This is a genomic window from Actinomadura sp. BRA 177 (assembly GCF_013372625.1).
Lineage (GTDB): Bacteria > Actinomycetota > Actinomycetes > Streptosporangiales > Streptosporangiaceae > Spirillospora.
In genome coordinates this window covers 1-11,408 of sequence record NZ_JABXFD010000159.1, presented here as the reverse complement: position 1 = coordinate 11,408, position 11,408 = coordinate 1, and the positions used below count along the sequence as shown (strand labels likewise).

The window sequence follows — 11,408 nt, the reverse complement described above, 5'->3', positions numbered from 1 at the left end:
CTCGGCAGCGTCTGTTGTGTATAGGAGACAGCGTCACCGCGCCCGCTTCCGCCCGGCGAAGGCGACCACATTCAGCACCCGCCGACCACCGGCGCCAACTCCACGATCGTCCGCATGCTCCTCGCTCCCCGTCCATCTCGCCCGAACGAGAACACCCTGCGCCGGCGTCACCACCCCGGACTGTGCGCCGCCGTAACACCCAACCCAGATCGCACCCCTGACCTGGGCCTCTTCAGCCGGTCACGTCATACGGGCGCACACCGGGCGTCACACCAGAGCGTGCCCGTACGCGGCCGCCAAGGGCTTGAGATCCGGCTCCCCGAACGCCTCACGCATCGCCGCGAAGGCCGCGACCTTCTCCGCACCGAACCGCCGCACATGAACGGCATAGGTCTCCGCAGACACGAACGTGGGCGGATTGGTCTTGCTGTGAAACTTGTCCGCATACATGACAACCCGCTCCTCGCCGCTTTCGGCCACATAGTCGCCAGGAGGCACAGGAAGCCCTTGCCGCACGATGTCGTCCCGAGTAAGCCCCATCCCGGTATGACAGGAACAGAACCGGCAGAGCACCTCAGGAAAGCCCTCACGCTTGAGCAGCTCATATCCAAGCACCCCATGCCGGACGTACTGCGTGTAGTCGAACTTCCCCGTGCTGTCGTACAGCCGGTAGACCCCGACGTCATGCAACAGACACCCGGCCCGCACAAGCTCCGCATCGACCTCAAGCCCGCCGCGGGCCATGATCTGCTCAGCGATCTCACAAACGATCACACAGTGCGTCCAAACAAGCTCGAACGCCTCCCGCCCCGGCGCGAACCTCTCATGCAGCGCCCGAATCTCCCCGTCCCCCGGTATCCGCACCCGGCCAACCCTACGGTCCGGATACCCGAGGGAGGCGCCGCAGCAATGGTGTCCAGGTGTTCCAGTGTCCGCCTTGCCACGTTTGCCTCCCGCGCGGCAGACCACCCGAATCCCGCAACCGGCGCTCACGAGCGGGTTAGCGCGGGGCTGGACGAGCAAGAAAGGGCTGGACGGGACGAACCGCTCACCTGGAGGGGGAAGCGCGATGAAGAAGGACGATCCGGCGGACAGGGGGCCTGGAGCCAGTTCGGGGATGGAGGAGCAGGCTCATGAGCGGGTCGTGCCGGGGACCGAGAGCGCCGACGAAGGGTACGAGTCGGACGCCGCGAGCGGGACGCGGGACGGCGACCCGATCGCCGGGGTGGAGAAGGAACCGGACGAGCCGTGAGCCACGCCCGGACATGCCTGTGCCCCCGGGAGCACTCCCCCGGGGGCACACACGTGTCGGTTACTGCATCACGCCCTCGGACTTGGCGACGAGGCGGGCCAGCGTCCCGGCCATCTCCTCCTGGCGAGCGGACATCTTGCCCAGCTCACCCATGATCAGGTTCACGGCCGAGCCCAGCTCCCCGCGGAGTTCCCGCTTGGCCGAGCCGATCTCCCCGCGGAGCTCCTCCTTGAGCGAGCCCATCTCCCCGCGGAACTCCTGCCTGAGCTCCTGCTTGAGGGAGTTCAGCTCCTGGTGGAGGTAGTCCTTGGTGACGAGGTTCTTCAAGTCGTCCTTGGTGGCCAGGTCGGCGAGGGTGACCTGTTCGAGGGGCTTGGGCGACATGACCGGCATGCTACCTCTCCTTCTTGTCCTGTGTTCGCGGGAGTGCGACACCTCAACCTGGCACGCCCCGAGGACTCTTGGTCGTCATTCGATCACGTTTAGCCACAACGGACCAACCGCGAATCACCCCCCACTGCAGTCACCTTCCTTGGGTGCGCCCTAGGGAAGGTCACCGTTCGCCAGAGCGCGCGCGGGAACTCTGTTGCGGGTCTCAGGTAGTCACTTCGGTCCGGTCAGCGCCCCAGAGGGTGTGGAAGGTGCCTTCGCGGTCGACGCGGCGGTAGGTGTGGGCGCCGAAGTAGTCGCGCTGGCCCTGGGTGAGGGCGGCCGGCAGGCGGTCGGCGCGCAGGGAGTCGTAGTAGGCGAGGGCCGTGGAGAAGCCGGGCGCCGGGATGCCGAGGCGCGCGGAGGTGGCGACGACGTCGCGCCAGGCGTCCTGGGCGTCGCCGAGGGCCTCGGCGAAGTGGGCGTCGGTGAGCAGGGTCGGCGTCTGCGGGTCGGCCTCGTAGGCGGCGCGGATGCGGTCCAGGAACTGGGCGCGGATGATGCAGCCGCCGCGCCAGATCGTGGCCATCGCGCCGAGGTCGATGTTCCAGCCGTACTCGGCGCTGCCCGCCTGGATCTCGTGGAAGCCCTGCGCGTAGGCGACGATCTTGGACGCGTAGAGGGCCTTCTCGACGGCGTCGGCGAAGCCGGGGCCGGCGGTGGCCGTGCGGGACGGGCCCGGGAGGTGCTGGGCGGCCTCGCGGAGGGGGGCGTGGCCGGAGACGGCGCGGGCGAACACGGCCTCGGCGATGCCGCCGACGGGGACGCCCAGGTCGAGGGCGGTCTGCACCGTCCAGCGGCCGGTGCCCTTCTGCTCGGCCTGGTCGAGGACGACGTCCACGAACGGCTTGCCGGTGGACGCGTCGGTGTGCGCGAGGACCTCGGCGGTGATCTCGATGAGGTAGGACTCGAGGCGGCCGGTGTTCCAGGTGCGGAAGACCTCGGCGATCTCGGCGGGCGCGAGGCCGGCGGCGTGCCGGAGCAGGTCGTAGGACTCGGCGATCAGCTGCATGTCGGCGTACTCGATGCCGTTGTGCACCATCTTCACGAAGTGCCCGGCGCCGTCGGGGCCGACGTGGGTGCAGCAGGGCGTCCCGTCGACCTTGGCGGAGATGTCCTCCAGGAGGGGGCCGAGGGCCGCGTAGGACTCGGCGGAACCGCCAGGCATGATGCTCGGGCCGTGCAGCGCGCCTTCCTCGCCGCCGGAGATGCCCGTGCCGACGAAGTGCAGGCCGCGTTCGCGGAGGGCGGACTCGCGGCGGCGGGTGTCGGCAAAGTTGGCGTTGCCGCCGTCCACGATCATGTCGCCGGGCTCCAGCAGCGGGGCGAACTCGTCGATGACCGCGTCGGTCGGGGCGCCCGCCTTCACCATGATGACGAGGCGGCGGGGCCGCTCCAGGGACGCCACGAACTGCTCCGCGGTCTCGGCCGGCAGGAACGTCCCCTCGTCGCCGAACTCCTCCACCAGCGCCTTGGTGCGGGCTGCGGTGCGGTTGTGGACGGCGACGGGGTGCCCGTGCCGGGCGAGGTTGCGGGCCAGGTTCCGGCCCATCACCGCCAGCCCGGTGACGCCGATTCGCGCCTTGTCCATTGGCTCACTCCTCCTCGTGTGCGACCCTGACCAAGGGGTTGTACGCGGGGCATGATCCCCCTCGTTCGAGCGCGGGCGGCATGTCCGCGCTCGTTGCGGGAACGGGTCGCGCGGTAACTGATCATCGACAACTCTCACTTCGATGGTGACATTCCAGGGGGTGCGGATGCTGGGACTGCCGGACGAGGCGGCGGCGTGTCTCTTCGATCTCGACGGGGTGCTGACCCGGACGGCGTCCGTCCACGCGGCGGCGTGGAAGGAGATGTTCGACGGCTACCTCCGGGAACGTTCCGGCCGGACGGGCTCGCCGTTCACCGAGTTCGATCCCGTGGCCGACTACGGCCGCTACGTGGACGGCAAGAAGCGCGAGGACGGGACGCGCTCGTTCCTGGAGTCGCGCGGCATCACGCTGCCGGAGGGCGACCCCGACGACCCGCCGGAGACCGAGACGATCCGCGGGCTCGGCAACCGGAAGAACGCGCTGGTGCTGAAGCTCATCGAGGAGAAGGGCGTCGAGACGTTCGACGACTCGATCGACTACGTCCGCGCGGCGCGGAAGGCGGGGCTGAAGACGGCGGTGGTGTCGTCCAGCGCCAACACCGTCCAGGTACTGCGGACGGTCGGCATCACCGACCTGTTCGACGCGCGGGTGGACGGCGTCGTCGCGGCGGAGCGGCACCTGCCGGGCAAGCCGGCCCCGGACATGTTCCTCGCGGGCGCGCAGGAGCTCGACGTCCCGGCGGCGAGGGCGGTGGTGTTCGAGGACGCGCTCGCCGGGGTCCAGGCGGGCCGCGCCGGCGGATTCGCGTACGTGGTGGGCGTGAACCGGCTGGGCGAGGCGCACGCGGAGGCGCTCGCCGAGCACGGCGCCGATGTGGTGGTCGACGACCTGTCCGAACTGCTGGAGGATGTGTGAGCGAGCGGGGGCACAGCACCGCGGAGCGGCCGGTGTTCACGGTGGAGCCCTGGTGCGTCCGGGAGCCGGAGCTCAGGCTGGACCGGCTGGCGCAGAGCGAGTCGGTGTTCGCGCTGTCCAACGGGCATCTCGGGATGCGCGCCAACCTCGACGAGGGGGAGCCGCACGGGCTGCCGGGCACGTACCTGAACTCGTTCTTCGAACTGCGGCCGCTGCCGCACGCCGAGACCGCCTACGGCTATCCCGAGTCGGGGCAGACGGTCATCAACGTCACCAACGGCAAGGTGATCCGGCTGCTGGTGGACGACGAGCCGCTCGACGTGCGCTACGGCCGCGTCCACCACCACGAGCGGGTGCTGGACATGCGGGAGGGCACGCTGACCCGGCACGTCGAGTGGACCTCCCCCGCCGACAAGACGATCAAGGTGACGTCGGTGCGGCTGGTGTCGCTGACCCAGCGGGCCATCGCGGCGATCTGCTACGAGGTCGAGCCGGTGGACAGCGCGGTCCGGGTGGTCGCCCAGTCCGAGATCGTGGCCAACGAGGCGCTGCCCGGCGGCGGCAAGGACCCGCGCTCGTCGGCGATCCTGGACAGCCCGCTCGTCAGCGAGGAGCACTTCGCCAACGGCACCAAGGTCCTGCTGCTGCACCGGACGCGGCACAGCGGGCTGCGGATGGGCGCCGGCATGTCGCACGACATCGAGGGCCCCGAGTCGATGCGGGTGGAGACCGAGAGCGCCCCGGACGTGGGGCGGCTGACGGTCGCGACGCGGCTGGAGCCGGGGCAGAAGCTGCGCATCGTCAAGTACATCGCCTACGGGTGGTCGAGCCGGCGGTCCCGGCCCGCGCTGCACGACCAGGTGGTCGGGGCCCTGGCGGGCGCGCGGCAGACCGGCTGGGACGGCCTGCTCGCCGAGCAGCGCGCCTACCTCGACGACTTCTGGGAGGGCGCGGACGTCGAGGTCGAGGGCGACGCGGAGATCCAGCAGGCGGTCCGGTTCGGGCTGTTCCACGTCCTGCAGGCGGGCGCGCGCGCGGAGCGCCGCATGATCCCGGCCAAGGGGCTGACGGGTCCCGGCTATGACGGGCACACGTTCTGGGACACCGAGACGTTCGTGATGCCCGTGCTGACGTACACCTCCCCCGGCGCGGCGAAGGACGCGCTCGCCTGGCGGCACATGACGCTGCCGCTGGCCTGCGAGCGCGCCCGGCAGCTCGGCCTGCACGGCGCCACGTTCCCCTGGCGGACGATCCGCGGCCAGGAATGCTCGGGCTACTGGCCCGCCGGGACCGCGGCGTTCCACATCAACGCCGACATCGCGGACGCCATCGTCCGGTACCTCGACGCCACGCAGGACGAGCAGTTCGAGCGGGAGATCGGCCTGGAGATCCTGGTGCAGACCGCGCGGCTGTGGCGGAGCCTCGGCCACCACGACGTCGGCGGCGTGTTCCGCATCGACGGCATCACCGGCCCGGACGAGTACAGCGCGATCGTCGACAACAACGTCTACACCAACCTCATGGCGCGCCGGAACCTCCAGGAGGCCGCCGAGATGGCGATGCGCCACCCGGACGTCGCCGACCGGCTCAGGGTGAACGCCGAGGAGGCGGCGTCGTGGCGGGACGCGGCGGCGGCGATGCTGATCCCCTACGACGACCGGCTCGGCGTCCACCCGCAGAGCGAGAGCTTCACCAACCACGCCCGGTGGGACTTCGCGGCGACCAAGCCCGACCACTACCCCCTGCTGCTGAACTACCCCTACTTCGACCTCTACCGGAAGCAGGTCGTCAAGCAGGCCGACCTCGTCCTCGCCCTGCACCTGTGCGGCGAGGCGTTCACCGAGGAGCAGAAGGAGCACGACTTCGCCTACTACGAGGGGCTGACCGTCCGGGACTCCTCGCTGTCGGCGCAGACGCAGGCGGTCGTCGCGGCCGAGGTCGGCCAGCTGGACCTCGCGCACGACTACCTCGGCGAGACGGCGCTGATGGACCTGCACGACCTGAACCACAACACCCGCGACGGGCTGCACATCGCCTCCATGGCGGGCGCGTGGAGCGGGCTCGTCGCCGGGTTCGGCGGGATGCGGGCCCGCCGGGGCGAGCTGCGGTTCGCGCCGCGGCTGCCGGGCGGGATCAGCCGGCTGGTGTTCCGGCTGCGCTACCGGGGCAACCGGATCAAGGTCGGGGTGACCGCGGAGGAGACCCGCTACGAGCTGCTGGACGGCCCGGGCCTCAAGCTGTGGCACCACGGCGAGCGGTTCACGCTCGGTGACGACCCGGTGGAGCTGCCGATCGAGCCGGTCCAGCCGCCGCCGCCGGTGACCCAGCCGCCCGGACGCGAACCGGCGCCGCGCCGATTCGAGCCGCACATCCGGCCGCAGCGCCGGAAGTAGCGGTCACTCCCCCGGGGTGCAGACGTTCGCGCACTCCGGGGGGACCGCGTCCGCCTCGCCGCCGGCCGGTGCGGCCGTGCGCTCGGTGAGGAGCCGGCGCGGCCCCGGGCCTTCGTCGCCGAGCCGGTCGTAGGGGTTGGCCAGCGCGCACTTGCCGATCGACAGGCAGCCGCAGCCGATGCAGTCGGTGAGGTCGTCGCGGAGCCGTTCGAGCTGCCGGATGCGGGCGTCGAGGTCGCTGCGCCACGTCTCCGACAGCCGCGCCCAGTCCGCGACCGTGGGGGTGCGCTCCTCGGGGAGGGTGGCGAGCGCGTCGCGGATGTCGCCGAGCGGGATCCCGACGCGCTGCGACACCTTGATGAACGCGACCCGGCGGAGCGTGTCGCGGGTGAAGCGGCGCTGGTTGCCGGCCGTCCGGCGGCTGCCGATCAGCCCCTTGGACTCGTAGAAGTGCAGCGCCGAGACCGCCACGCCGCTCCGCTCGGCGGGCTGCCCGACGGTCAGTTCGTGCACCCGGTGCTCCAGCCGCGCCATGGCCCGCATCCTACGCGACCTCAACTCCGCTTGAGGTTCCCCTAGTGGCGGGTGGCGGGGGTCGTGCGGGCGTGGCGCTCGGCGCGGCGGCCGAGGCGGCGCAGCCGGAACGCGGCGCCGAGCATGGCGGCGCCGGACAGGATCGCCAGCAGCCCGATCAGCCAGACGACGCGATCGCGCCGGAGACCGGCCAGGCGAACAGCAGGATCCCGAACAGCAGCGAGACCGCGCCGGTCAGGATGTAGGCCCACTCGCCGCGCAGCTCCTTGTGCATGGCGAGGGCGACCACGATCTCCAGGACGCCGACGGCGACCGCCCACGCGGCGATGAGCATCAGCAGGACGAACGCGGTGATTCCCGGCCACACCAGGGCCGCGATGCCGAGCGCGATCCCGGCGATCCCGACGAGCAGGAGCAGGCCGCGGGTCCCGCCGGTGGCGCCGCGGACCGCGTGCGTCACGGCGATCACGCCGTCGGCCAGGGCGTACGCGCCGAAGAGCAGCACCAGCGCCCAGACGGTGATGCCGGGCCACGCCCAGGCGATGATGCCGAACAGGATCGCGAACGCGCCGCGCAGCGCGAGCACCCACCAGTGGCGGGTCATCGAGTCGAACATTCCGGCCTCCCGGGATGGGGACATATCCCCATTGCTGCCCCCGCCTCCCACCGGAAAGGCCAAGGCCGGTCGCGGACTCGGCAAAGTCCGCGACCGGCCCCGTGCCGGCACTGCCCCGGGGTCAGTGCTCCAGGCGGCGCACCAGGTCGTGGTACTCGTCCCACAGCGCCTGCGGCATGTGGTCGCCGAACTTCTCGAAGAACTCCGGCACGAGGGCGGCCTCCTGCTTCCACACCTCGGTGTCGACCGACAGGAGCGTCTCCAGGTCGGCGTCGTCCATGGCGAGGCCGTCGGTGTCGAGCGCCTCCCGCGTCGGCAGGTGCCCGATCGGCGACTTGGCGGCGTCGGCCTTGCCGTTGAGCCGCTCGACGATCCACTTCAGCACGCGGCTGTTCTCGCCGAAGCCGGGCCAGATGAACTTGCCGTCGGCGTTCTTGCGGAACCAGTTGACGTAGTAGATCCGCGGGAGCTTCTCGGCGTCGGTGGCCTTGCCGATGTCGAGCCAGTGGCCGAAGTAGTCGCCCATGTTGTAGCCGCAGAACGGCAGCATCGCGAACGGGTCGCGGCGCAGCTCACCGACGGCGCCCTCGGCGGCGGCGGTCTTCTCGGACGCGATGTTGGCGCCGAGGAACACGCCCTGCTGCCAGTCGAACGACTCGGTGACGAGCGGGACGGCGGACGCGCGCCGGCCGCCGAACAGGATCGCCGAGATCGGGACGCCCTTCGGGTCCTCCCACTCGTCCGCGATGATCGGGCACTGCCCGGCCGGGGTGGTGAAGCGGGCGTTCGGGTGGGCGGCCGGGGTCTCGGACTGTGTTTCGCCCCCTTGGCTACGCCCCGCCACCCCCCGGGGCGTCCAGTCGTTGCCCTTCCAGTCGGTGACGTGCGCGGGCGGCTCGTCGGTGAGGCCCTCCCACCAGACGTCGCCGTCGTCGGTGAGCGCGACGTTGGTGAAGATGCTGTTCCCCCACAGCGTCTTCACGGCGTTGGCGTTGGTGCTCTCGCCGGTGCCGGGCGCGACGCCGAAGAACCCGGCCTCCGGGTTGATCGCGTAGAGGCGGCCGTCGTCGCCGAACCGCATCCAGGCGATGTCGTCGCCGATCGTCTCGACCTTCCAGCCGGGGATGGTCGGCTCCAGCATCGCGAGGTTGGTCTTGCCGCACGCCGACGGGAACGCGGCGGCGACGTAGCGGGTCTCGCCCGCCGGCGGCGTCAGCTTCAGCACGAGCATGTGCTCGGCCATCCAGCCCTCGTCGCGCGCCATCGTCGAGGCGATCCGCAGCGCGTAGCACTTCTTGCCCAGCAGGGCGTTGCCGCCGTAGCCCGACCCGTACGACCAGATCTCCCGGGTCTCGGGGAAGTGGGTGATGTACTTGGTGGAGTTGCAGGGCCACTTGACGTCCGCCTGGCCGGGCTCAAGCGGCGCGCCTACGGAGTGGACGGCCTTGACGAACGAGCCGCGCTCCTCGATGAGCCTCAGCGCGCCCGCGCCCATCCGCGTCATGATCTTCATGGACACGGCGACGTAGGCGGAGTCGGTGATCTCGATGCCGAGCTGGGAGATGTTCCCGCCGAGCGGGCCCATGCAGAACGGCACCACGTACATGGTGCGGCCCTTCATGCTGCCGTCGAAGAGACCGCCCAGGGTCTCCTTCATCTCGGCGGGCGCGACCCAGTTGTTGGTGGGACCGGCGTCCGCCTCCTTCTCGGAGCAGATGAACGTGCGGTCCTCGACGCGGGCGACGTCGGTGGGGTCGGACGCGGCGTGGAAGCTGTTCGGCCGTTTGGCCGGGTCGAGCCGGGTGAGCGTGCCCTGCTCGACGAGGAGGCCGGTCAGCCGCTCCCACTCCTCCTCCGAGCCGTCGCACCACTCCACGCGGTCCGGCTTGGTCAGCTCGGCGATCCCGCGCACCCACTCAAGCAGTTCGGTGTGGTCGGTAGGGGCCTGGTCGAGGCCGGGGACCTGGATGGACACGGGCTACTCCTTCAGCTGTTCGCAGATCTTTGCATGATGAACAAGACCCGTCGTTTTTGCCATTTGGTCTGGACCAATCCCGTCCGCATTTAGGGCTTCTTGCCCGATTTGTGATTGTTCTCACGCGGTGCCGGACGTGACGCCCGCCACCTCGGCGTGCTCGGGTGAGGCCGCGCTCAAGCTGGGTATACGTGGGTCTCGGTGGCCTTCACGGCCGCCCACACCGTGCTGCCCTCCGCCAATCGGAGTTCCGCGACGGCGGCCGGAGTCACGTCGGCGACGGCGTCGAAAGGCGGCCCGGACAGCTGCACCCGGACGCGGTCTCCCTGCCGTTCGACCGCCGCCACGCGGGCGCGCCAGAGGTTGCGCGGGCTGCCGTCGGGACGCGTCCGGTACAGCGCCACCGAGGATGGCGCGAAGGCTATGAACACCTCACCGTCGGGTGAGTCCACGGTGTCCAGGGTCCCGGCGCCGCCGCCGATCACCACGGTCCCGCCCGCGGCCCGTCCCCGGTACAGGTTCAGCCCGACGAGCCGCGCCACGTACCCGGTGCGGGGACGTCGCGCGACGTCCGCCGGCGTCCCCTCCTGGACGAGGCGCCCGCCCTCGATCACCACGATGCGGTCGGCCAGCACCATCGCGTCGAGGGGGTCGTGGGTGACGAGCACGGCCGCGCCCGCGAACCCGGCGAGGTGGCGGCGCAGCGCGGCCCGGATCTCCAGCCGGGTGTGCGCGTCGAGGGCGGCGAGCGGCTCGTCCAGCAGGAGCAGGCCCGGGTCGACGGCCAGCGCGCGGGCGAGCGCGACCCGCTGCGCCTGCCCGACCTGGGCCCTATCGGCAGCAATGGTTTGGCCAACCCCCGCGACTTCCTGACGCCAGTGGCCCGCTACGAAGACCTCAAGCAACCCACCACGCTGGTGCAGAAATTCCTCGGTGAGCTGTGGGCCTGCGAGCTGGACCATTCGCCGCTCAACGTGGTCGCCTGGCACGGCAATAACGTGCCGTACAAATACGACCTGCGCCGCTTCAACACCCTCGGCACCGTGAGTTTCGATCACCCGGACCCGTCGATCTTCACCGTATTGACCTCACCCACCAGCGTGCATGGCCTGGCCAACCTCGATTTCGTGATCTTCCCGCCGCGTTGGATGGTGGCCGAGAACACCTTCCGTCCGCCGTGGTTCCACCGCAACCTGATGAATGAATACATGGGCCTGATCCAGGGCGCCTACGATGCCAAGGCCGAAGGCTTCCTGCCCGGCGGCGCGTCGCTGCACAGCTGCATGAGCGCCCACGGCCCGGACGGCGAGACCTGCACCAAGGCTATCAACGTGGACCTGGCGCCGCACAAGATCGACAACACCATGGCCTTCATGTTCGAGACCAGCCAAGTGCTGCGCCCGACCCAGTTCGCCCTGGAATGCCTGCAACTGCAACCCGCTTATGACGCGTGCTGCGCCGCGCTGCCCGCCACCCTCAACGCCATCGCGCTCACCACCGCCCTCACGGTCCGGCCGAACCCCCCCCTGCTCGGGCGCCGCCTCTCCACTGTCATCGCCGCGCCCCCCCCCCCGCACGCCGCCGCCCCCCCCCCGCCCCCCCACCCCCCTGCCCCCGGCCCCCCCCTCCCCCACCCCGCCCTCCCACCCACCCCGCTCTGCGCCCCCCGCCCCCCCCCCCGCCCCCCCCCCCGCCCCCCCCC

The 11,408-nt window shown here is 70.8% G+C and carries 10 protein-coding genes and 1 pseudogene; 4 read left to right on the top strand and 7 right to left on the bottom strand.

Annotated elements, in window-relative coordinates:
• Positions 1 to 267 precede the first annotated feature (267 nt).
• Positions 268 to 864 (bottom strand): HD domain-containing protein, encoded by a 597-nt coding sequence (locus tag HUX53_RS05025; protein ID WP_176401994.1) that lies wholly within the window; start codon positions 862 to 864, stop codon positions 268 to 270.
• A 205-nt stretch (positions 865 to 1,069) separates the two neighbouring features.
• Between HUX53_RS05025 and HUX53_RS05020 the strand changes: the two genes are divergently transcribed.
• Positions 1,070 to 1,252 (top strand): hypothetical protein, encoded by a 183-nt coding sequence (locus HUX53_RS05020; RefSeq protein WP_176401993.1) that lies wholly within the window; start codon positions 1,070 to 1,072, stop codon positions 1,250 to 1,252.
• 60 nt (positions 1,253 to 1,312) lie between these two features.
• Here the strand turns inward: HUX53_RS05020 and HUX53_RS05015 are convergent, their stop codons facing one another.
• Complete coding sequence (locus HUX53_RS05015) at positions 1,313 to 1,636, bottom strand: hypothetical protein (protein WP_176401992.1); 324 nt, start codon at positions 1,634 to 1,636, stop codon at positions 1,313 to 1,315.
• A gap of 211 nt (positions 1,637 to 1,847) precedes the next feature.
• Complete coding sequence (gene gndA, locus HUX53_RS05010) at positions 1,848 to 3,272, bottom strand: NADP-dependent phosphogluconate dehydrogenase (RefSeq protein ID WP_176401991.1); 1,425 nt, start codon at positions 3,270 to 3,272, stop codon at positions 1,848 to 1,850.
• Between the two features lie 142 nt (positions 3,273 to 3,414).
• Here gndA and HUX53_RS05005 point away from each other — a divergent pair, with 142 nt between their 5' ends.
• Positions 3,415 to 4,188 carry an HAD family phosphatase gene (locus HUX53_RS05005; protein WP_255204941.1) on the top strand — a complete coding sequence of 258 codons (774 nt, stop codon included), beginning with the start codon at positions 3,415 to 3,417 and terminating at the stop codon, positions 4,186 to 4,188.
• Complete coding sequence (locus HUX53_RS05000; protein ID WP_176401990.1) at positions 4,185 to 6,581, top strand: glycoside hydrolase family 65 protein; 2,397 nt, start codon at positions 4,185 to 4,187, stop codon at positions 6,579 to 6,581. Before HUX53_RS05005 ends, HUX53_RS05000 begins: the two co-directional genes overlap by 4 nt.
• Positions 6,582 to 6,584: 3 nt before the next feature.
• Here the strand turns inward: HUX53_RS05000 and soxR are convergent, their stop codons facing one another.
• The 4 genes and pseudogenes from soxR to HUX53_RS04980 all read right to left on the bottom strand — a co-directional run.
• Positions 6,585 to 7,124, bottom strand: a complete 540-nt coding sequence (gene soxR / locus HUX53_RS04995; protein ID WP_217919094.1) for a redox-sensitive transcriptional activator SoxR — start codon at positions 7,122 to 7,124, stop codon at positions 6,585 to 6,587.
• Positions 7,125 to 7,272: 148 nt separating this feature from the next.
• On the bottom strand, positions 7,273 to 7,731 hold the full coding sequence (locus HUX53_RS04990) for an HdeD family acid-resistance protein (RefSeq protein WP_255204940.1): 459 nt from the start codon (positions 7,729 to 7,731) through the stop codon (positions 7,273 to 7,275).
• Positions 7,732 to 7,852: 121 nt separating this feature from the next.
• The gene (locus tag HUX53_RS04985; RefSeq protein ID WP_176401988.1) at positions 7,853 to 9,706 is read right to left on the bottom strand and encodes a phosphoenolpyruvate carboxykinase (GTP); all 1,854 of its coding nucleotides are present in this window, start codon (positions 9,704 to 9,706) and stop codon (positions 7,853 to 7,855) included.
• Between the two features lie 176 nt (positions 9,707 to 9,882).
• Positions 9,883 to 10,527, bottom strand: a pseudogene (locus HUX53_RS04980) (TOBE domain-containing protein); the annotation flags it as partial.
• Between HUX53_RS04980 and HUX53_RS04975 the strand changes: the two are divergent.
• A partial coding sequence (locus HUX53_RS04975; RefSeq protein WP_309237056.1) for a homogentisate 1,2-dioxygenase domain-containing protein occupies positions 10,435 to 11,408 on the top strand: 974 nt, incomplete at its 3' end. The pseudogene HUX53_RS04980 and the gene HUX53_RS04975 overlap by 93 nt on opposite strands.